The sequence below is a fragment of the Arthrobacter sp. NicSoilB8 genome (assembly GCF_019977355.1).
GTDB lineage: Bacteria > Actinomycetota > Actinomycetes > Actinomycetales > Micrococcaceae > Arthrobacter.
The window spans coordinates 131,414-153,802 of the sequence record NZ_AP024655.1 but is presented as its reverse complement, the minus strand read 5'-3'; the positions used below and the strand labels follow the sequence as shown (position 1 = coordinate 153,802).

General features: G+C 67.6%; 17 protein-coding genes. 14 read left to right on the top strand and 3 right to left on the bottom strand.

The genetic code is table 11. The features are described from left to right. The first annotated feature begins 10 nt into the window (after positions 1-10). From LDO15_RS00735 to LDO15_RS00675, 13 genes are all read left to right on the top strand, one after another. On the top strand, positions 11-340 hold the full coding sequence (locus LDO15_RS00735; protein WP_223982906.1) for a sarcosine oxidase subunit delta: 330 nt from the start codon (positions 11-13) through the stop codon (positions 338-340). Then, a complete protein-coding gene (locus LDO15_RS00730; protein WP_223982903.1) occupies positions 337-3,291 on the top strand; it encodes a sarcosine oxidase subunit alpha family protein in 2,955 nt (984 codons plus the stop codon). The genes LDO15_RS00735 and LDO15_RS00730 overlap by 4 nt, the downstream gene beginning before the upstream one ends. Next, on the top strand, positions 3,284-3,919 hold the full coding sequence (locus LDO15_RS00725; protein WP_223982900.1) for a sarcosine oxidase subunit gamma family protein: 636 nt from the start codon (positions 3,284-3,286) through the stop codon (positions 3,917-3,919). Before LDO15_RS00730 ends, LDO15_RS00725 begins: the two co-directional genes overlap by 8 nt. Next, positions 3,919-5,334 (top strand): L-serine ammonia-lyase, encoded by a 1,416-nt coding sequence (locus LDO15_RS00720; protein WP_223982897.1) that lies wholly within the window; start codon positions 3,919-3,921, stop codon positions 5,332-5,334. The genes LDO15_RS00725 and LDO15_RS00720 overlap by 1 nt, the downstream gene beginning before the upstream one ends. Positions 5,335-5,336: 2 nt before the next feature. Beyond that, on the top strand, positions 5,337-6,212 hold the full coding sequence (gene purU / locus LDO15_RS00715; RefSeq protein WP_223982894.1) for a formyltetrahydrofolate deformylase: 876 nt from the start codon (positions 5,337-5,339) through the stop codon (positions 6,210-6,212). A gap of 483 nt (positions 6,213-6,695) precedes the next feature. Then, a complete protein-coding gene (locus LDO15_RS00710) occupies positions 6,696-8,339 on the top strand; it encodes an ABC transporter substrate-binding protein (RefSeq protein WP_223982891.1) in 1,644 nt (547 codons plus the stop codon). 176 nt (positions 8,340-8,515) lie between these two features. Continuing rightward, positions 8,516-9,421, top strand: a complete 906-nt coding sequence (locus tag LDO15_RS00705; RefSeq protein WP_263428408.1) for an ABC transporter permease — start codon at positions 8,516-8,518, stop codon at positions 9,419-9,421. 3 nt (positions 9,422-9,424) lie between these two features. Further along, positions 9,425-11,539: a dipeptide/oligopeptide/nickel ABC transporter permease/ATP-binding protein gene (locus LDO15_RS00700; RefSeq protein WP_223982886.1), complete on the top strand. Its 2,115-nt coding sequence runs from the start codon at positions 9,425-9,427 to the stop codon at positions 11,537-11,539. Next, a complete protein-coding gene (locus LDO15_RS00695; protein WP_223982884.1) occupies positions 11,536-12,342 on the top strand; it encodes an ATP-binding cassette domain-containing protein in 807 nt (268 codons plus the stop codon). The genes LDO15_RS00700 and LDO15_RS00695 overlap by 4 nt, the downstream gene beginning before the upstream one ends. Before the next feature lie 56 nt (positions 12,343-12,398). Continuing rightward, a complete protein-coding gene (locus LDO15_RS00690; RefSeq protein WP_223982882.1) occupies positions 12,399-13,328 on the top strand; it encodes a dihydrodipicolinate synthase family protein in 930 nt (309 codons plus the stop codon). 49 nt (positions 13,329-13,377) lie between these two features. Continuing rightward, positions 13,378-14,316, top strand: coding sequence for an ROK family protein (locus LDO15_RS00685; RefSeq protein ID WP_223982880.1), 939 nt, complete (start codon positions 13,378-13,380; stop codon positions 14,314-14,316). A 52-nt stretch (positions 14,317-14,368) separates the two neighbouring features. Next, complete coding sequence (locus LDO15_RS00680; RefSeq protein ID WP_223982852.1) at positions 14,369-15,055, top strand: N-acetylmannosamine-6-phosphate 2-epimerase; 687 nt, start codon at positions 14,369-14,371, stop codon at positions 15,053-15,055. Between the two features lie 11 nt (positions 15,056-15,066). Then, complete coding sequence (locus tag LDO15_RS00675) at positions 15,067-16,314, top strand: amidohydrolase family protein (protein WP_223982850.1); 1,248 nt, start codon at positions 15,067-15,069, stop codon at positions 16,312-16,314. An 88-nt stretch (positions 16,315-16,402) separates the two neighbouring features. Here the strand turns inward: LDO15_RS00675 and LDO15_RS00670 are convergent, their stop codons facing one another. From LDO15_RS00670 to LDO15_RS00660, 3 genes are all read right to left on the bottom strand, one after another. Further along, complete coding sequence (locus tag LDO15_RS00670; RefSeq protein ID WP_223982847.1) at positions 16,403-17,185, bottom strand: glucosamine-6-phosphate deaminase; 783 nt, start codon at positions 17,183-17,185, stop codon at positions 16,403-16,405. Between the two features lie 67 nt (positions 17,186-17,252). Then, positions 17,253-17,984 carry a FadR/GntR family transcriptional regulator gene (locus tag LDO15_RS00665; RefSeq protein WP_223982844.1) on the bottom strand — a complete coding sequence of 244 codons (732 nt, stop codon included), beginning with the start codon at positions 17,982-17,984 and terminating at the stop codon, positions 17,253-17,255. Positions 17,985-18,215: 231 nt separating this feature from the next. Further along, the gene (locus LDO15_RS00660) at positions 18,216-21,179 is read right to left on the bottom strand and encodes an exo-alpha-sialidase (RefSeq protein ID WP_223982841.1); all 2,964 of its coding nucleotides are present in this window, start codon (positions 21,177-21,179) and stop codon (positions 18,216-18,218) included. A gap of 184 nt (positions 21,180-21,363) precedes the next feature. On the opposite strand from LDO15_RS00660, the gene LDO15_RS00655 reads away from it, so the two are divergent. Beyond that, positions 21,364-22,383: an acetylxylan esterase gene (locus LDO15_RS00655; RefSeq protein WP_223982838.1), complete on the top strand. Its 1,020-nt coding sequence runs from the start codon at positions 21,364-21,366 to the stop codon at positions 22,381-22,383. Positions 22,384-22,389: the final 6 nt, after the last annotated feature.

The following is a 22,389-nucleotide window of genomic DNA, read 5'->3' as shown; positions in this document are numbered from 1 at the left end:
AGGTAAGGACATGCTCCTGATTTCCTGCCCCAACTGCGGTCCCCGCGACGAGACCGAGTTCCACTACGGCGGCCAGGCCCACGTGGCCTACCCCGAAAACCCGGCAGAGCTCACCGACCGCGAATGGGCCGAGTACCTGTTCTACCGCGACAACACCAAGGGTGCCTTCGCCGAACGCTGGCTGCACAGCACCGGGTGCCGGCAATGGTTCAACATGCTCCGCGATACCGTCACCTACGACATCCAGGCCATCTACCCGATGGGGCAACTGCGTCCCGCCACAGCGCCCACCGCCCCCTCCGTCACCAGCCCCGTTTCCCCGGAAGGAGCCGTCAAATGACCGCTCAGCCGCAGCCCGCGCGTCTTAGCACCGGCGGACGCATCGACCGCAGCGTCACCTGGCGCTTCACCCTGGACGGCCGTGAGTACACGGGCCACCCCGGCGACACCCTCGCCTCCGCCCTGCTGGCCAACGGCCGGCTGACCGCTGGCAATTCCCTCTACGAGGACCGTCCGCGCGGCATCATGTCCGCCGGCGTCGAGGAATCCAACGCCCTGGTCAAGATCGCCGCCCGGTTCCCGGGCCACGTGGCCGAATCCATGCTCCCGGCCACCACGGTGTCCCTCGTGGACGGCCTCAGCGCCGAACTGCTCAACGGACTGGGCAAGCTGGACCCGGCCGAGGACCGCGCCGAGTACGACAAGAAGTACGTCCACACCGACGTCCTCGTGGTCGGCGGTGGCCCCGCAGGCCTGGCCGCAGCGCGTGAAGCCGTCCGCTCCGGCGCCCGGGTCATCCTCATCGACGACCAGCCCGAACTCGGCGGCTCGCTGCTCTCCGGCTCCACCGATCCGGCCCTCGCGGACACCATCGAAGGACAGCCCGCCCTGGACTGGGTGGCCAATGTTGAAGCCGAACTGATCTCCGCGGCCGAGTGCACGGTCCTGAACCGCACCACGGCCTTCGGCGCCTACGACTCCAACTACGTCATCGCGGCCCAGAACCGCACGGACCACCTCCTGACCCCGGCCGCCCCCGGAGTGTCCCGCCAGCGGATTTGGCACATCCGTGCCAACCAGGTCATCCTGGCCCCGGGCGCCCACGAACGCCCGCTGGTCTTTGAAAATAACGACCGCCCCGGCATCATGCTCGCCTCCGCGGTCCGCACCTACCTCAACCGCTACGCCGTCGCCGCAGGTTCCCGCGTGGTCATCAGCACCACCAACGACAGCGCCTACGCCCTGGCCGCGGATCTCCGCGCCGCCGGCATCAAGGTCGAAGCGGTCGTGGACGCCCGTGCCAAGCTGAGCGAAACGGCCGCGGCAGCCTCCGCCGCCGGCACAAGGGTGCTGATCGGCAGCGCCGTCGCCGACACCACCGCCGCGGATTCCGGCGACGGCCGGCTCGTCGGCGTCACCATCCGAAGCATCAACGACGCCGGCGAACTCACCTCAGGCGTCGAACACCTCGCCTGCGACCTCCTGGCCGTCTCCGGGGGCTGGTCACCAGTGGTGCATCTGCACTCCCAGCGCCAGGGCAGGCTCCGCTGGGACGACGACCTCGCGGCCTTCGTTCCCAACAGCGTGGTGCCCAACCAGCAGGTGGCCGGCTCCGGCCGCGGCAGCTTCAAGCTCGGCGACTGCGTGGCCGAAGGCATTTCCGCCGGGGCCGCGGCAGTCATCGCCGCCGGCTTCGACTCCGACGCAAAGCCGGAAACGCCGGCGCCGCCGCGCGCCTCCGCCCCGACCCGCCAGCTCTGGCTTGTCCCCGGACAAAAGGGCGGCCCGGAGGAGTGGCACCACCACTTCGTCGACTTCCAGCGCGACCAGACCGTAGCCGACGTCCTGCGCTCCACCGGGGCCGGCATGCGCTCGGTGGAACACGTCAAGCGCTACACCTCCATCAGCACCGCCAACGACCAGGGCAAGACCTCCGGGGTGAACGCCATCGGCGTGATCGCGGCGGCCCTCCGCACGGCCGGCGAAGCGTCCCGCGGCATCGGCGAAATCGGCACCACCACCTACCGCGCCCCCTTCGCCCCCGTGGCGTTCGCCGCCCTGGCCGGACGCCAGCGCGGCGAACTGTTCGACCCCGCCCGCCTGACCTCCATCCACCCGTGGCATGTCGCCCAGGGCGCGCTCTTCGAGGACGTCGGCCAGTGGAAGCGCCCCTGGTACTACCCGCAGGGCGGCGAGGACATGGACACCGCGGTCCTGCGCGAGTGCGCCGCCGTCCGGGAATCCGTGGGCTTCATGGACGCCACCACCCTGGGCAAGATCGAAATCCGGGGCAAGGACGCCGGCGAGTTCCTGAACCGGATCTACACCAACGCATTCAAGAAGCTGGCACCGGGCTCGGCCCGCTACGGCGTCATGTGCACCCCGGACGGGATGATCTTCGACGACGGCGTGACCCTGCGCCTGGATGAGGACCGGTTCTTCATGACCACCACCACCGGCGGTGCGGCCAAGGTGCTGGACTGGCTGGAGGAATGGCTGCAGACCGAATGGCCGGAACTGGACGTGCACTGCACCTCCGTCACGGAGCAGTGGTCCACGATCGCCGTCGTCGGACCGAAATCCCGGGCCGTCATTGCCAAACTGGCTCCGGAACTGGCAGCCGACGGCGGCCTCGACGCCGAGGCCTTCCCGTTCATGACCTTCCGCGAGACCACCCTGGCCTCCGGCATCCAGGCCCGGATCTGCCGGATCTCGTTCTCCGGCGAACTGGCCTACGAAATCAACGTCCCGTCCTGGTACGGGCTGAGCACCTGGGAAGCCGTGGCGGCGGCCGGGGCGGAGTTCAACATCACCCCGTACGGCACCGAAACCATGCACGTGCTGCGCGCCGAGAAGGGCTACCCGATCGTCGGCCAGGACACCGACGGGACCGTGACCCCGCAGGACGCCGGCATGGAATGGGTGGTGTCCAAGGTCAAGGACTTCATCGGCAAGCGCTCTTACGCCCGTAAGGATGCCGGCCGCACCGACCGCAAGCACCTGGTCAGCGTCCTCCCCGTGGACGGCACCATCCGGCTCCCCGAGGGCACCCAACTGGTGGAGCAGGGCATCACCGTCAATCCCGCTTACGGCCCCGTCCCCATGCAGGGCTTCGTGACCTCGAGCTACCACAGCGCCGCACTGGGCAGGTCGTTTGCCCTGGCCCTGATCAAGAACGGCCGCAACCGCATCGGCGAAACCCTCGTGGCCGCCGCCGGCGACCAGCTTGTGGACGTAGTCATCGCAGAAACCGTACTTTTTGACTCCGAAGGGACCCGCAAAGATGGCTGACACAGCAGCACTCAAAAATTCCAAGAAGATCCAGACCCTCCGGAGGAGCCCGGCGCACCTCCTGGGCGCGGCCTTTGAAACGGGATCCGTGGCGGACGTCGTGGAGCTGCGCGAGGTGCCGTTCCTGACCATGGCCGGGATCCGGGTCGACCCTGCCGGCGACGCCGGCGAGCGGCTGGGCACCCTCACGGGAGGCCTGCCGTCCGCGTCCGGGGAGGTCCGCAGCAGCGGCGACACCGCGGCACTGTGGCTGGGTCCGGCAGAATTCCTGCTCGTGGCCCCCGCCGAATCCCACGAAAGCCTGGGCGGCGAGCTCCCCCGGACGCTGATCGCGGCACTCGGCGACGCCGAGGGCCAGGTGGTGGACCTCTCCGCCAACCGCACCACGCTCGAACTCACCGGCCCCCGGGCACGGGCTGTGCTGGAAAAGGGCTGCGCCCTGGACCTGCACCCGCGCGTCCTGAAGGCCGGGACGGCCCTATCCACGGAAATCGGCGGCATCCCCGCCATCCTGTGGAAGACCGCGGACGAGACCTACCGGATCTTCCCGCGGGCATCCTTTGCGGAGTTCCTGGGCCGCTGGCTCCTGGACGCCATGCGCGAATTTGCGACTCCTGAGGTCCCCTGATGGCGCTCAGCGTCCTGGACCTGTTTTCTGTTGGCATCGGGCCGTCCTCCTCCCACACGGTCGGCCCGATGCGGGCAGCCAAGCTTTTCGCCGACGGGCTCAAGAGCGACGGGCAGCTGATGTCAACTGCGCGGGTGCAGGCCGAGCTGTTCGGGTCCCTGGGTGCCACCGGCCGGGGGCACGGTTCGGACAAGGCCGTCGTCCTGGGCCTTCAGGGCCAGGACCCCGAGACCGTGGACACCGGCACTGCCGATGACCAGGTGGCGGCCGCGGCCCTGGACGCGGAACTGCGGATCGGCGGGCACCACCGGGTGGACTTCAACTGGGACGAGGACGTGGTCCTGCACCGCCGCAAGTCGCTGCCGGCCCACCCCAACGGCATGACCTTCCGGGCGCTGGACCACGCCGGGGCAGTGCTGCAGGAACGCAGCTACTACTCGATCGGCGGCGGCTTTGTGGTCGACGGCAATGCCCAGGGCGTGCACCAGGTGGTGGCCGACGACACGGTGCTGCCCTACCCGTTCACCACGGCCAATGAACTCCTGGAGATCTGCCGGCGCGAGGACATGTCCATCTCCGACGTCATGCTCGCCAATGAGCTCGTCTGGCGTAGCGAGGCCGAACTCCGGGAAAAGCTCCTGGCGCTGTGGGCCGTCATGCGCCAGTGTGTGGACAACGGCTGCGCGGCCGAGGGCATCCTGCCCGGCGGGCTGAACGTCAAGCGCCGTGCCCCGTCCCTGTTCCGGACGCTGGCGGCCACCGCCGTCAGCGCCGGGAACCAGGCCCGGACCCCGGCCCTGGCCCAGGTGCCCGCCGACCCGCTGCTCGCCATGGAATGGGTGAACCTGTTCGCCCTGGCCGTGAACGAGGAAAATGCCGCGGGCGGAAGGATCGTCACGGCCCCCACCAACGGCGCCGCCGGAATCGTCCCGGCCGTGCTGCACTATTACGTCAAGTTCGTCCCCGGGGCCGACGACGACGGCGTCGTCCGCTTCCTCCTGGCGGCAGCCGCCGTCGGGATCCTGTTCAAGATCAACGCCTCCATCTCCGGGGCCGAGGTCGGCTGCCAGGGTGAAGTCGGATCGGCTTGCTCCATGGCGGCGGCGGGACTCTGCGAAGTGCTGGGCGGGACCCCGGAACAGGTGGAAAACGCCGCCGAAGTCGGGATTGAACACAACCTCGGCCTGACCTGCGACCCCGTCGGCGGGCTGGTGCAGATCCCCTGCATCGAACGCAACGCCATCGCCAGCGTCAAAGCCATCAACGCCGCCCGCCTGTGCCTCCACGGCGACGGCAGCCACAAAGTCTCGCTGGACAAAGCCATCAAGACCATGCGTGAAACAGGAGCCGACATGAAAACCAAGTACAAGGAAACCTCCCGCGGGGGACTCGCCGTGAACGTCGTGGAGTGCTGACCATGGCCGACGACCAGACCACCGCCACTGTGGAGCACATCCTGACCCTCGACTGCCCGGAGACGCGCGGGATCGTCCACGCCGTGTCGGGATTCCTGCTGGACCAGGGCTGCGACATCCTGGAAAGCAAGCAGTTCGACTCACAGCTGGACGGCCATTTCTTCATGCGGCTCCACTTCGCCTCGGCCGGCGACCAAACAACGCTGGATACCCTCCAGGAGGCGTTCGTTCCGGTCGCCGAAAAATTCGGCATGCGCTGGGAGCTGCGGCGGCACGGCAGCAAGCGGCGGGTCCTGATCATGGTCTCGAAATTCGAGCACTGCCTCAACGATCTGCTGTACCGCGCACGCACCGGTGAACTGCCCATCGAGATCGTCGGCGTTGTCTCGAACCATCCCGACCACCGGCGGACCGTCGAATGGCACGGCATCCCGTTCTTCCATGTGCCCATCACCCCGGACACCAAGCCCGCGGCCGAACAGCGGCTCCTGGAACTGATCGACCGGATGGACGTGGAACTGGTGGTCCTGGCCCGTTACATGCAGGTCCTCAGCGACAACCTCACCCGGCAGCTGGATGGCCGCGCCATCAACATCCATCACTCCTTCCTGCCCAGCTTCAAGGGCGCGAAGCCCTACCACCAGGCACACGCCCGGGGCGTGAAGACGGTGGGCGCCACCGCCCACTATGTCAACGCGGAGCTGGACGAGGGGCCCATCATCTCCCAGCAGGTGGTGGAAGTGGATCACACCTTCGGGCCCGACGACCTCGTGGCCGCCGGACGCGATACCGAGTGCAAGGCGCTCTCCAGCGCCGTCCGCTGGCACTGCGAGGGACGCGTCATCCTCCAGGGCAACAGGACCGTGGTGCTGCGTTAGCTGTGACCCTGCGGAGGTCGGAGCCTCCCCAGCTTTACGGCCTCTGCGACACGACCCGCCGCTGTCCCGGGAGGGCACGCCGCCGGAACCCGGCAAAGGTGGGAAAATCCGGCCGCAGCCAGTGTGCGGGCCGAATGGATGTGGCATGAATGAGGCGAGGACCTCCGGTGTCGAATTGGGCTACTACGCTCAGCCGATCACCAGGGAGGTCCTCGCCTGATGCCGTTAACGACCGCGCGGAGTTTCCCCACCTTGGCCGCTGCTTCGCCGTGACGCGCCACCGTCCTGACGGGCACGCCGCCGGAACCCGGCAAAGGTGGGAACATCCGGCCGCGCCGCGCTCCCTCTTCGGCCAGGAATGCTGCCCTGGCGCGCTCCGCCGCCGCTCCACCGCCGCTTGACGAGGCGGTGTGATGGCCCTTACAGTTCTTCTAAGCATCGGACGTCCTACATCCGATAAATACTCGAATGGTGAGGCAATTCATGAGCAAGACAATTAAAAACTTGCCGCTGGTCAATGACGCCAGCCGCCGGAGCTTCCTCAAGCTGTCGGGCGCCCTGGGCGTTGCCGCGGCTTTCACCACTTCCCTCGCCGCCTGCGGTGGGGCCGCCAGCACGACGACGGGAGCGGCCGCCAACACCGCGCCGATCAACAAGGACCTCATCATCGAGGCGGGCATCTCCTACGCTCTCTCCACCGGCTTTGACCCGCTGTCCAGCTCCGGGGCCACCCCGCTGGCCGCCAACCTGCACGTCTACGAGGGCCTGGTGGAACTTCACCCCGCCACCCGCGAGCCGTACAACGCCCTCGCCGCGGCCGACCCCAAGATGGTCAACGCCACCGCCTACCAGGTCACACTGCGCGACGCCGCCAAGTTCCACAACGGCACCCCAGTCACAGCCGAGGACGTCGTGTTCTCCTTCAGCCGCGTCATGGATCCTGCCAACAAGTCGCTGTTCTCGCAGTTCATCCCTTTCATCAAGGACGTCAAGGCCGTCGACGCGAAGACCGTCGAGTTCTCGCTGAAGTATGCCTTCCCCGCTTTCGCCTCGCGCATCTCGGTCGTCAAGATCGTGCCCAAGGCACTCGCCAACTTCCCGCTCGGCTCCGATCAGCTCAAGGCGTTCGACGCCAAGCCCGTCGGCACCGGCCCCTACAAGCTGGTCTCCGCCGTCAAGGACGACAAAATCGTGTTCGAGGCGAACCCCGACTACAACGGCCCGATGCCCGCCCTGGCCAAGGGAATGACCTGGCTCCTGCTCTCCGACGCCGCCGCCCGCGTCACGGCGATGCAGTCCGGCCGCGTACAAGCCATCGAGGACGTTCCGTACCTGGACATCGAGGGGCTGAAGTCCAAGGCCACAGTGGAATCCGTCCAGTCCTTCGGGATGCTGTTCCTCATGTTCAACTGCGCCAAGGCCCCGTTCGACAACAAGCTGGTCCGACAGGCCCTGCACTACGGTCTGGACAAGGACTCCATCATCAAGAAGGCCCTGTTCGGCAATGCCAAGGCCTCCAGCTCCTACTTCCAGGAAGGCCACCCGGACTACGTCAAGGCCAAGAACGTCTACGGCTACGACCCCAACAAGGCAGAGGACCTGCTGAAGCAGGCCGGCGTCACGAACCTGGAATTCGAGCTCCTGACCACGGACACCGCATGGGTCAAGGATGTGGCCCCGCTGATGCTGGAATCCTGGAACAAGATCCCCGGCGTCAAAGTCACCCTGAAGAACCTCCAGTCCGGCGCTTTGTACACGGACCGGGTGGGGAAGGCAGATTTCTCCGTCGTCGCCGCCCCGGGGGATCCGTCCGTCTTCGGAAACGACGCCGATCTGCTGCTGAGCTGGTTCTACGCCGGCGACACGTGGATGAAGGGCCGGGCCTACTGGGCCTCCACCCCGGAACGGGCCACGCTCGTTGACCTCATGTCGAAGGCCGGCCAGTCCGCCCCGGCAGAGGCGAAGAAACTGACCGGCGATATCGTGGATCTGGTGTCCGAGGAGCTGCCCCTGTACCCGATCTTCCACCGCCAGCTGCCCAGCGCCTGGGATGCGAAGAAGCTCAGCGGCTTCAAGCCGCTGCCGACCACCGGCATCGGCCTCGTGGGCGTCGGCCGCACCGCCTAATTCACGCCAATCGGCATCTTGCCAACCGCCGGTCCGGGCGGGTCCCCGACCCGTCCGGACCGGCATGCCCTGTCACCCGTGCCCGCTGAGGCCGCGACACCCTTCCACGAATTCCGGAGACAACATTGGTCACAATATTGCGTCTGCTGGGCCGCAGGCTTGCGGCGCTGCCCCTGATGATCCTGGGCATTACCCTGCTGGTGTTCCTTGTCCTGCAGGCCGCCCCCGGTGACCAAGCGAGCAGCGCCCTCGGCGACGGGGCAAGCGAGGAAGCCAAGGAACAGTACCGCCAGAGCAACGGGCTCACCGATCCGCTGGTCCTGCAGTATTTTCGGTTCCTGGGTAAGCTGCTCCAGTTCGATCTCGGGGTAACCACCCCGCCGGCGAAATCCGTGGCCGACATGATCGCTGCGGCCTTCCCGCTGACTCTTCAGCTCACGTTTCTGGGGGTGCTGATCGCCGTCGTCGTGTCCTTGCCGTTCGGCATCGCCGGTGCCCTGTACCGGGACAAGTGGCCGGACCAGATGGTCCGGGTCTTCTCCATCGCCGCCGTGGCAACACCGTCGTTCTGGCTCGGCATCCTGCTCATCCAGTGGTTCGCGCTCGGCGCTAACGCTTCCTTCCCCTCGGGCGGCATCGCGACGCCGGAATCGGGCGTCGGCGGGTGGCTGAACTCCATGACGCTCCCGGCCCTGGCTCTCGGCATCCCGGTGTCGGCCTCGCTGATCCGCGTGATCCGCACCTCGATGGTCGAGGAACTTGACCGGGACTACGTCCGCACCGCGATCGGCAACGGCGTGCCCTACCGGGAAGTCGTGTCCCGCAACGTGCTCCGCAATGCCCTGGTCACCCCGGTGACAGTGCTGGGGCTCCGGATCGGCTACCTCTTGGGCGGCGCCGTCGTGATCGAAATGATCTTTGCCCTGCCCGGCATGGGCCAGTTGATCCTCAACGGCATCACCAACCTCGACGTCAACCTGGTGCAGGGCGTGGTCCTGACCATCTCCGTCACCTTCGTGCTCGTGAACATCGCCGTCGACCTTCTGTATCTGCTCATCAACCCCCGAATCAGGACGGTCTGACCCATGCGCAGCAAACTCGCTGAACGCCTCAGCGCCCCGGGAGTCCGGTTCAAGGCCCTCCCCTGGAGCTCCCGGCTCGCCCTCGTCTTCCTGGTGGCTATCACCCTCGCCGCCGTCTTTGCGCCCGTCATCGCCCCGCATGATCCGTTGGAATCCTTCATTCCGGCGACGCCGCCGGGAGGTGAGAACCTGTTCGGCACCGACCGGCTGGGCCGCGATATCTTCTCGCGCCTGCTCTACGGTGCCCAGTCCTCCCTGATGATCGGCCTCGGCGCGGTGGCGCTGGCCGTCCTCGCCGGCGCACTGCTCGGCTCCCTCGCCGCGACCTCCGGCAAGGGCGTCAACGAGGTCATCATGCGGCTCATGGACATCCTCATGGCCTTCCCCGGCATCGCGCTGGCCGCCGTGCTGCTGGCCGTCTTCGGCAACACCGTGCCCACCATCATCGTGGCCATCGCGGTGATCTACACCCCCCAGCTCGCCCGGGTGGTCCGCGCCAACGTGCTCTCCCAGTACGGCGAAGACTACGTCCGGGCCGCCCGCGTGATCGGCGCCGGCCGCTCCTACATCCTGCTCAAGCACATCGTCCGCAACACCGCGGCCCCGGTCCTGGTCTTCGCCACGGTGATGGTCGCGGACGCGATCATCCTGGAGGCCTCGCTGTCCTTCCTCGGCGCCGGCGTCCAGGATCCCGCACCGTCGTGGGGCAACGTAATCTCCTACGGCCGCAACCTCGTGCTCTCCGGCGGCTGGTGGGCCACCACCTTTGCCGGCCTGACCATCCTGCTCACGGTGCTCGCCCTGAACATCCTGGCCGAGGGGCTCACGGACGCCATGGTCAACCCCAAGCTCCGCAAGGCTCCCGTGGTGAAGGACGACGACGGCATCTCCTCCCCCGTCGCCGCCGTCGACGCCGAGATCGGCACGTCCGTGGCCCAGGGCTCAGTGGCGGAGCAACATGAGCTCGACGGCGTCCGCGACGCCGCAGGCGACGCGGTGCCGGAGGCCGGATACCCGCAGGGGACGGACGCGGAATCCGTCAGCCGCCACGCCCTGCTGGACGGCTCGCTGGACAGAGAGCTGAAGCTCCTGACCGCCGTCGAGGCCGCCCGCACCGACCGTCTCCCACAGGTCCCGGACACTGCCCGCACGGTCCTCGAAGTCAAGAACCTCACCATCCGCTTCCCCGGCCGCTTCGGCGACACCGCGATCGTGGACAACGTCTCCTTCAGCGTCCGCGAGGGGGAAACCATGGGCCTCGTGGGTGAATCCGGCTGCGGCAAGTCCATCACCTCGCTCGCCATCATGGGCCTGCTGCCCAAGACCGCCAAGATCTCCGGCTCCATCACGTTCGACGGCAAAGAACTGCTGGACGCCACCACCGGCAACAGCAGTGCCAAAGCCTACGAGGGGCTCCGCGGCCAGCAGATCGCCATGGTCTACCAGGACGCGCTGAGCTCGCTCAACCCCTCCATGAAGATCAAGGACCAGCTCCAGCAGCTCACCCGCCGCGGCGGCCGGAAGACTCCCGCCGAACTCCTCGAACTGGTCAAACTGGATCCTGTGCGCACGCTGGCCAGCTACCCGCACGAACTCTCCGGTGGCCAGCGCCAGCGCGTCCTGATCGCCATGGCGCTCTCCCGCTCCCCCCGGATCGTCGTCGCGGACGAGCCCACCACCGCACTGGACGTGACGGTGCAACAGCAGGTGGTTGAACTGCTCAATGAGCTGCGCGAACAGCTGGGCTTCGCCATGGTGTTCGTCAGCCACGACCTCGCCCTGGTGGCCTCGCTCGCCCACCGCATCACCGTGATGTATGCCGGGCAGGTGGTGGAATCAGCCCAGGCGTCCGCGCTGCTGCAGAACCGGCAGCACGAATACACCCGCGGCCTGCTCGGCGCCGTGCTGTCCATCGAGGCTGACGCCGAGCGGCTGCACCAGATCCCCGGCACCGTGCCCTCGCCCCGGGACTTCGCCGTCGGCGACAGGTTCGCGGCCCGTTCCCTGCGGCCTGACGCCGACCCCGACCAGCGGCTCATCCTGACGGCTGTGGAATCCGCAGGTGGCGGAGACAGCGACCACTACTGGGCCAGCCACCTTAAGGAGGACGCTAAGTGAACACCTCAACCGGCAAGCCCGTGATCGAACTGAAGAACGTCAAGGTCCACCACCGGGCCCGTACCGGCGGCCTGTTCCGCCCCAACATGGTCAAGGCCGTCAATGGCGTGAACTTCACCATCAGCCGCGGCGAGACCGTGGGCATCGTGGGCGAATCCGGCTGCGGCAAGTCCACCCTGGCCTCCGTCCTGGTGGGGCTGCAGGCGCCCACCTCGGGTGAGGTGCTGTTCCACGGCAAGCCCGCCATCAAGCGCAACGCCTCCCTGCGCAGGGAATTCGGCCGCGCCGTGTCGGTAGTCTTCCAGGACCCGTCGACGGCGCTGAACCCCCGGATGACCATCCAGGACATCCTCACCGACCCCCTCCAGATCCACGGGATCGGAACGGCGGCCACCCGGGCGGCGAAGGTCAAGGACCTCCTGGCCCTCGTCGGACTGCCCTACTCCGCCGCCGAGGTCACGCCCTCGCAGGTCTCCGGCGGCCAGCGCCAGCGCGTTGCCATCGCCCGGGCTCTCGCGTTGGACCCGGACATCATCGTGGCAGATGAGCCGACCTCGGCGCTGGACGTCTCGGTCCGGGCACAGGTGCTGAACCTGCTCTCGGACCTTAAGACCCGGCTGAACCTCGGCATGGTCTTCATCTCCCACGACATCCAGACCGTCCGCTACGTCTCGGACCGGATCTGCGTCATGTACTTCGGCGAAATCGTCGAAGAGGGACCCGCCGGACAGGTCTTCGACAACCCGGTCAACGCCTACACGAAGAAACTGCTCGGCGCCGCACCCAGCCTGCTGCACCCCTGATTCCCGCACCTTTCCTGCACCTTTCCCAGCTCAACAAACCATCATTGGAGTTACCTGTGCCTACCCAATTCCAGGGCGTCATTCCCCCCGTCGTCACCCCCCGCCACGCCGATGGCAGCATCGACACCGACTCGCTGAAGAACCTCACGCGGCACCTTCTCGACGGCGGCGTGTCCGGCCTCTTCGTCCTGGGCTCCTCCGGCGAGGTCCCCTACCTGAGCAACGCCGAGCGCGAACTCGTCGTCAGCACCATCGCGGCCGAGAATGCTGCTGCTGGCGCGGCGAGCGTCCCGCTGATCGTCGGCGCCAACGAGCAGACCACCAACCGCGTCATCGAGGAAGCCCGAAAGGTGATCGATCTCGGCGCCGACGCGATCGTCGTAACGTCGATGTACTACGCGATCGGCAACGCGGAGGAGACGGAAACCCACTTCCGCGCCATCCACGACGCCGTCAGCACACCGATCTTCGCCTACGACGTCCCCGTCCGCACCCACTTCAAGCTCCCCACGGACCTGCTGGTCCGGCTCGGCCGGGAGGGCGTGATCGCCGGCGTCAAGGACTCCTCCGGTGACGACGTCGGGTTCCGCCAGCTCCTGCTGGCCGCCCGCGACATCCCCAACTTCGACATCTTCACGGGCCACGAGGTCGTGGTCGACGGGGCCCTCCTCGGCGGAGCCCAGGGCGTTGTCCCGGGCCTGGGCAACGTGGACCCCCGCGGCTACCGGAACCTCATGGACGCCGCGGCCGCCGGAGACTGGGCCAAGGCCGCCGCCGAGCAGGACCGCCTCGCCGACCTCTTCGAGATCGTCTACACGCCCGGCGGCCGGGTCTCCGGCGGCGCGGCCGGGCTCGGCGCCTTCAAGACCGCCCTCCAGCTCATGGGCATCATTGAATCCAACACCATGAGCACCCCCATGCCGTCCCTGAACGAGGACGAGACCACCGCCATCAAGGTCATCCTCGAACGCAACGGCCTGCTCTAGGCTCCGGCCGGCACGGGCAGCGGCAAGAAACACCGGACTGAGGAGGAACATGGCGCACGCGATTGGCGTCGATCTCGGCGGCACCAAGACGGCGGCTGGAGTGGTCACCGGGGACGGCGAACTGCTGTTCTCGGAGACGGCTCCGACCCCCAACCGTGACGGTGGCGGGGCCGTCCTGGACGCCACCGCGGCGCTCATTTCCCGACTCAGGGTGCGGGCGCAGGCGGAAGGCATCGCCATCGCCGGGGTGGGCGTGGGCTCGGCCGGGGTGATCGACGCCGGGCACGGATCAGTGGTTTCCGCGACAGACGCCATCCGCGGCTGGGCCGGGACGGCGCTGACAGACGGCCTGGCCCGGCGGCTGTCGGTGTCACCCGGCGCAGTCCGCGCAGTGAACGACGTTCACGCCCACGCGCTCGGTGAATCCTGGCGCGGGGCAGCGGCCGGGACCGCGAGCATGCTACTGATCGCCTTCGGGACCGGCGTGGGCGGCAGCCTGGTGCTGGCCGGCCAGCCGGTCCTGGGCCACCGGTACGTCGGCGGCCACGTCGGACACGTCGCCTCCCCCTACGCGTACGCGGACGGCAAGGCTTTGCCTTGTTCCTGCGGCGGCTCCGGCCATGTGGAGGCCGCCGCCTCCGGGCCGGCCATCCACGCCGCGTTCCTCCGTCTGGGCGGATCTCCCGCCGTCGCGGACACCCGCGCGGTGTTTGCACTGGCCCGCGACGGCGATCCCGCAGCCTCCCGCGCCATCCGCACTGCCGCCGAGGCCGCCGGCCAGTCCGCCGGGGGCCTGGTCAACGTCCTGGACCCCGAGGTCCTGGTGGTCACCGGGGGCCTGGCCGATGCCGGCGACCTCTGGTGGAACCCCATGAAGGCCGCCCTGCGCCGGGAGCTGCTGGACCCGCTGGTCCACGTGCCGGTCCTGCGGGCCACGCTGGAAAACTCCGCGGCCATCGTCGGCGCCGCGAGGCTAGTCTTCAACTGAACGCACCTGTCCGCCAACGCCGTACCACAGATAAACACAGAAAACAGGCACCATGCTCCTGACCCCCGAGGGCCTCGAATCCCTCCGCTCCCAGCTCATCGTTTCCTGCCAGGCCTACCCCGGCGAGCCGATGCGGGATCCCCGCACCACCGCGCAGCTCGCGGCTTCGGCCGTCATCGGCGGCGCCGCGGCCGTCCGGGTCCAGGGCCTCGCCGATGTCCAGCACACCCGCGCCGCCGTCGAGGTCCCGGTCATCGGGCTCTGGAAGGACGGCCACGACGGCGTCTTCATCACGCCGACGCTACGTCATGCCCTCGCGGTGGCCAATGCCGGAGCCCACGTCGTGGCCATCGACGGCACCCGCCGGCGGCGCCCCGACCGCCTGAGCCTGGCCGAGACGGTGGCCGGGATCCGGGCCGGCTCCCATGCTCTGATCATGGCCGATTGCGGCTCCTACGACGACGCGGCGGCCGCCGTCGACGCCGGGGCCGACCTGATCGGCACCACCCTGGCCGGCTACACCGGGGAACGCCCGAAAACCCACGGCCCCGACCTGGCCCTGCTGGAACAGATCGCCGCCGCCGGCCTCGGCAAACCGCTCATCGCCGAAGGCCGCATCCACACACCGGACCAGGCCCGCCAGGCTCTCGACGCTGGCGCATTCGCGGTCGTCGTCGGCACCGCCATCACCCACCCGGCCACCATCAGCGGCTGGTTCGCCGCCGCCCTGCACTCCTGAGGACAATCCCGATGCCAGAATCCCGCGAAACCGTCGCCGCCCCCCGCTACCTCCTGCGGGGCAGCCTCCTCACCGACGGCACCTGCAGCCCGGACTCCGTGGTGGCGGTGACAGGCGGCAGGATCGCCTATGCGGGGCCCGGCAACGGCTTTGACGCCGCACAGTTTCCAGGTGCGGAGGAGCTCCCCCTGCCGCCGGGCAGCTTGCTGCTTCCCGGACTCATTGACCTCCACTGCCATGGCGCCGCGGGCGGCGGCTTTCCGACCGGCGATGACCGGGCGTGCCGGCAGGCCGTGGACTTCCTGCACCGCAACGGCACCACCAGCCTGCTGGCCAGCCTGGTCACCGCCCCGGGCGATGAGCTGCTTAGGTCGCTTGGCGTCCTGAAAGTTCTGGCGGACGAGGGCCTCATCGCGGGCGTCCACTCTGAGGGGCCCTTCCTCTCCCACACCCGCTGCGGCGCACAGGACTCCCGCTGGCTCCGGGACCCGGATCATGAACTGCTCCGGGACATGCTGGCGGCCGCCGGCGGGACTTTGCAGACCATGACCTACGCTCCCGAGCTGCCGGGCGCGAACGAACTGCTCCGGACACTCACGGACCACGGCGTCACCCCCTCGCTGGGCCACACCGACGCCGACGCCCCTCTGACGGCCGCGTCGCTGGCGGAGGCCGCGCGCCTCATCGGCGGCGCCGCAGCGGACGGGGGCTTCGGGCCGCATGCCCGGCCCACGGTGACCCACCTGTTCAACGGCATGCCGCCGCTGCACCACCGCAGTCCCGGACCGGCCGCCGCGTGCCTGCGGCTGGCAGCCGCGGGCACGGCCGTGGTCGAGCTCGTCGGCGACGGAGTCCATCTCGACCCGGAGACGGTGCGGATGGTGTTTGACCTGGTCGGGGCCGCGGGCATCGCGCTGGTGACGGACTCCATGGCGGCCACCGGGCTGCCCGACGGCGACTACGAGCTCGGCTCCTCGGAGGTGGTGGTGCACGACGGCGTGGCCACCTTGAGGAGCAACGGCGCCCTCGCCGGAGGCACGGCAACCCTGCTGGAGGTGATCCGTGCCACGATCGCGGCGGGAGTGAGTGCTGCCGACGCCGTGATGGCGGCGACCCTGGTTCCTGCCCGTGTCCTGGGCCTGGAAACCGAGATCGGAGGCCTCCGGGTGGGCCTGCGCGCCGACGTTGTCGCCGTCGACGCGGGCTTCGAACTGGTAACCGTCCTGCGCGGCGGCCGGATCCTGGGCAACCGCTCCTGAGCCCGTTTGCGGAGCCGGCGCGGCAGGGTTCCTGTTCTGGCGTCGTTGGGTGCCAGGGCCGGTGCCGCCCCGGAGGGCGGCACCCTTCCTAGGCGACGGCTGCTCCCGCGCGCACCTTGACTGTTCCCGCCCCGCGGACGGATCCTGCCGGGACGTCCGCGAGCCGTACTGCTGCAGCCTCGTCCGCGACCACCGTCACGTGCGGGTGCAGCTGCAGTACCGAAGCCGGGCATTCCGGCGAAACCGGACCGGTAAGGGCCTCGCGGAGGATCGCGGCCTTGTCCGCCCCGTTGACCACCAGCAGGAGTTGCCGGGCTTCGAGAATTGTCCCCAGGCCCTGGGTGATGCACCGCTCCGGGACGTCTTCGGGGCTGTCGAAATAGCGGGCATTCGCATGGCGTGTGCGTTCGGTCAGCACTTCCACCCGGGTCCGGGAGTCCAGGGCGGATCCCGGTTCGTTGAAGGCCAGATGCCCGTTGTGTCCGATCCCGAGAATTTGGACGTCAATCCCGCCGGCAGCAGCGATCGCACGGTCGTAGTCCCGCGCCGCCTCGTCGGGATTCCCGGCACCGCCATCGGGGACAAAGACTTTGGCGGGGTCGAGGTGCAGCCGTTCTGTCACCTCACGGCGCACAACCTCGGCATAGCCCTCGGGATGGCCGGCCGGCAGCCCGACATACTCATCCAGCGCGAAGCCGCGGACACCGGACATGTCCAGCCGGTGGCCGGCCAGGGCCTCATACACCGGCAGGGGTGAGCCTCCGGTGGCCAGGCCGAGGACGGCGTCGGGTCTGCTGCGAATCACGGCTGCCAGGATGCCGGCGGCAACTGCCCCGGTTCCCTCGGCGTCGGGCACGACAAAGATTTCCATCACGAGAGGCGCTTTCTGTGGTTCTTGATGCGTCGCAGCCCGCCGGCACGGGCGGCCGATGGCCTGCCTAGCGGGCCGCGACGTCCTTGAGTTTTTGGCGGATGCCGTCGAAGTGACGCTGCAGACGTTCGGAGGCCAGCGTCTTGTCCTTGTCGGCAACGGCCTCGTAGATTTCCCGGTGGACGCGGGCCAGTTCCGGGAGGTCGACCGGACCGGATCCCAGAGCCTGATGGATCTGCCGATAGACCTTCCAGAAGACATCCATGAGGTCGATCAGCAGCTCGTTGTTCAGGGGTGCATAGAGTCCACGGTGGAACTCGGCGTCCAGTTCGGCAAAGGCTTGCCCGCTGTCCGCTGCTGCTTCCATCTGTTCCAGGGTGCCGCGGAGCTCGCTGAGGTGCTGGTCGGTCATGAGTTCGATGGCGGATCCGATCAGGCCTGATTCGAGCGCCTGCCGCACGTCGATGAGCTCCATCGCTTCCTCGCCCCGGTGCCGAAGCGACAACCGCCCGCGGAAAGCCAGGCCGTCGGTCAGTGCGCTGAAGTTGTTGGGGGCGACAAACATGCCAAAGCCGTGGCGGATCTCGATCACACCCAGCGCCTGAAGTACCTTCAGTGACTCCCGCACGGTGTTGCGTCCGACGCCCAGGACTGCGGAGAGCTCGCTTTCGGTGGGCAGTGCGTCTCCAACATCCAGCCCCTGTTCTAGGATGAGGTCCATTACGCGGGTTTGCAGCGCGTGGGACCTGAGCTGAGCGCTGAAACGGGCCGGCGACACTGCTCGGGATTCGATGCTCACGACACTCTCCTTCCGGACGCAGCCGGGGTCGGCCACTGTTAGTCCCAGCCTACAGGAGATGGGACGTCCAATGTCTCATTTGCGTCGAGATATATTGCATCGAAATAATTTCCGGCCGGGCGGACTCGGCGGATCGTCCGACACGGCGCAGGGCGGCGGGTCCCGCGGTTCAGACGGGCTCCGCCATCCCTCCTGCGCCGTTCGGGGCGCAGGAGGGATGCAAGCTTCCCGTTAGGGCTGCTGACCCTTTGGCGTTACCTGGAGCCGGTCGAACGTGACCTGCCGTCCGAGTGAATCGAGGACCACGACGTCGTCGCGGCCGTTCTTCAGCTCGTCCGGCACAATGAATTCAACCGTGTTGTCCGCCCCGGGGAACATCCAGCCGAGCCGATCGAGGCTCTTGTTGAGGTAGACGAAATACCACTGGCCGTGCTCGAGGTTTCGGAGCGTCACTTTCTGCCCTGTCCGGTACCTCGCTTCGGTGCCTAGGTCCGTCGGGGCCGTCAGGCCGTCGAGATCCTGGGTTTGGGGCTCCGGGATGGTCTCTGGCCGGGGCGGTTGTGCGAGCAGGGCGAGGGACGCCCTCGTAACCCTGACCTCAACAGTCTTTGCCCCGTTCGTGGCTGTTGCGGTGAAGGTCGCGGCGGCGACTTCCCCGGCGGAGACCTCGGCGGCGGTCAGGATGTGCTCCCGGGTCCGCACGAGGGTGGCGCCGGCGGCGAACAGCGGCTCGGCCACACCCATCTCCGGCGCATCCAGCCCGGTCAGCCCCACGTTTCCGGCATTGCCCAGCGCGTAGGTGAAGGTGACCGTCTCTCCCGGAGTGGCGTAGCCGTCGTGGTTGGAGTCGTCCCACGCGGCAGTGGCCGTACCTTCAAGCCGTGCATTCCTGGCCACCAGGTCCACCTCCCCGCCGTCTACTTCGACAGCTTTCGGGCTCTGTCCGGATGCCGTCAGTGTCCACGAAGTCAGGGGCACGAAGAAGCCCTGGTCCACTTCGGCCTGGGTCGCAATGTGACGCGGGGTATTGCAGCTGTATTTGCCGGCCGGTGCAAGGCTGCGCCACCGGCAGTTGCCGGCTCCTTCAGGAACCAGCGGCGAAAAGTTCCCCGCGGTCGGCGTGACGGTTGTGGTGAGCGGGCCGGTGTTCGCAACAGTGAAGGTGTACGGCACCTGGTCCCCTGCCGCGTAGGGCTGCACGGCAAGGTCCCTGCCCGCATCGCCGCGCTGTCCGGTGATGTCAACAGCGGACAGACCGTCCCGCAGGGCGACGTTGGAGCCTTTGAACACCACCGCTTGGGTCAACGACGGCGTACCGGACGCTGTCACCGTGAAGGTCGCCTGTGGCGCGAAGTAGCCGCGCGAGATCTCTTCAGCCGTCAGGGTGTGCCTGGCCGTGGTGCAGGTGTAGCTGGAGCCGGCGGGGAGATTGTTATACCGGCAGTTTGGCGCGGCCGGCGGGAGGTATCCCGTTTCGAAGGTGCCGCCGGTGGGGACGGCGTTTGAGGTCACGGTGCCGGTGTTTCTAATGGCGAATGAATAGGCCAGCACGTCGCCGGCGCTGTACGGCGAACTGCTGACATCGCGGTCCGGGGCTGTCCCGGTGATGTTCAGCCCAAGCTGCTGAGCCTGTGGCGCCGTCGCGACGAAGGTGGACCGTGCAACCTTGCCGTCAGCGGCGGTGAATGCCGCGTCGAGATTCTGCGCGCCGGCGGCCCCCGCAGGGGCGGTCAGGTTCACGCTGACCGTCGCCGATGCGCCGGGGGCGACGTCGGGCACAGGCACCGTGGTTGCCGACCATCCCTCGGGGGTGAAGATTGTCGCGGATCCGCCGGAGAGCACCGTGCTTTCCTGGTTGGTCACCGTCACCTCGACGGCTTTGCCCGCACCGGGGGTCACGGTCTGGGCATCGACGCCGACAGGCGCACAGATGTAGTTGAGCCACTCGTCGTTGAACTTGGCGAAGGCAATGTTGTCGGTGTAGTTGGCCTCGTACAGCACGCCGAACTGTCCGCTCTCCATGCGGGTGACCGTGGAATAGGCAGAGAACCCCGCGTGGATGCTGCGGACACCGGGCCACGTCGCACCGTCGTCGCACGAGACCCTGGCGGAAACGTTTTCGCGGGCTGACCTGGAATTGGCGTTGGTGAAGATCAGCTTCCTGGCGTCAGCTGATCCTGCCGGGGCGTCGGGGAACATCCGGGCGATCGACCCGTTGTTGGCAGGGTCCGGAAGTTCGGTGTCCGGGGTGACCGCGCCGTAAGTAGCTCCGCCGTCGTTGGAGATGGCGACTTTTCGGTATCCTCCGTTGGCACTGTCGCGGGAGTTGAGCATCACCCGGCCGTCCGAAAGCTCCACCGTCTTGTTCTCGTCCATCGCGGCACCCACGGGGGCGCCCTTCTGCCAGGTGGCGCCGTGATCATCCGAAAAGACGCTATAGGCCTGGAACGCCTGCGTGCCGTTGGCCTGCTGAACCTGCCCGGAGTACTGCTGGATGAGGCGGCCCTTATAGGCCCCATACCTGAGCTGAATCCCCTCCCCCGAGGCGGCGAAGTTGGCCCGGACATCCCCGGGCTGAGGGTTGCTTCGGCTCGTTCCGGGCTTCGTCACATTTGTGATGAGCCGTGGAGAACTCCAGGTCTGGCCGCCATCGTCCGACTCCACAACTGCAGAGGAGATCACCGAGCGGTCGGCGTCATCATTGCCGAATACGCTGCCGCCGAAGCCCTGGTCCTTTGAATAGACGAAAAAAGCGAACACCTTTTCGGCTTCCGCGTCGTAAACGAACGATGGGTCGCTGTAGCCGAACTTTGGGCCCGTCGCATCGCCGACATGCCCCGCGGCAATGACTTGAAGCGGACCCCAAGTCTGGCCGCCGTCCGTGCTCCGTCGCTGAACGATTGAATTCGGGTTGGGCGCATCGGCGGAACTCCCCGGCCGCCCGTCCCAGGCAGCCAGAACGACTCCGCCGCCCAGGTAAGTCAGCGCCGGGATTCGATAGAAGAAATTGCTCGGTGTGCGGTCCGCGGCGATGTTCGATTCGGAAAATGCGCCCGGACCGGCGCTCGGCGTGTTTGGTGCGATGGGAACGGCGCTTGCCGGGAGACCGGCTCCGGCGATCAGGCCAACTCCAAGGACGCCGGCGAGGGCACATGATCCCAGTCGGGCAATGCGGGCTTTCGTGCGTGGCTTCACATCTGACCTCTTAGTGGTAGGGGACTTATCGGCGTTCACCGAACAGGACCGCAAGGCATCCGACATTCGATATAGAACGTCCTACAACCATAGTGTGCAGTGACTCACATATCCACCATGGGAAAATCTAGAGATCGGACGTAGGATCACCATCGGATTGTTCGCCCCTCATGCTGGAGACCTCATGCCCCTCTTTGACCTGCCACTGGAGCAGTTGCGCACGTACACCTCTGCCGCCGTCGAACCCGACGACTTCGACGACTTCTGGGACCGGACCATTGCCGAAGCCCGGGATTTGCCGCTTGACGCCGTTTACGTGCCGGTGGAAAACCATCTGAGCGTCATCGACAGTTTTGACGTCTCATTTGCGGGCTTCGAAGGTGCGCGGATCAAGGGCTGGCTGCATTTGCCGGCACACCGGGAGGCGGGCCGCGCGCTGCCGGTGGTAGTGCAGTACATCGGCTATTCCGGCGGGCGGGGCCTGGTTCAGCAGGACACGAAGTGGGCGCAGGCCGGGTATGCGCAGTTCATCATGGACAACCGAGGCCAGGGCTACGGCGGCATTGTGGGCGAAACACCGGATCCGCATGCCTCGGCCGGGGAGGTTGCCTACGCCGGGCTCATGACCCGCGGAATCGCATCCCGGGACGACTACTACTACCGCCGCGTCTTCGTTGACGCCTTCCGGGCCATTGAGGCCGCGCAGTCTCATCCCGCGGTGGATGCGTCCAAAGTGCTGCTCGCAGGCCTGAGCCAGGGTGGAGGTTTGGCCATTGCCGCCGCCGGGCTGGCGGCCGGGCGCTTGGACGGAATCTTGTGCACCATGGCCGACGTGCCGTTCCTGCAGGATTTCCCCCGCGCCATCGACATTGCCCCGCGAGGCCCTTACCCCGAAATTGCGAGCTTCCTGGCCAGGCACCGGAACCTCTACGAGCCGGCGCTTGCTGTCCTGAACTACTTCGACGGCGTGCATCTGGGCGGCCGCGCCGCGGCGCCGGCACTCTTCTCGGCAGCGCTCATGGACGATGTATGCCCGCCATCGACGGTCTTTGCGGCCTTCAACGCCTATGGCACAAGGAGGGCCGCGCCGGAGGCTGTCCCGGCGAAGGCCATTGAGGTCTACCGCTTCAACAACCACGAGGGCGGGCAGGAACATCACTGGGTCAGCCAGCTTCGCTACGTGGCGGAGCTGCTGGGACGCTGAAGGCGG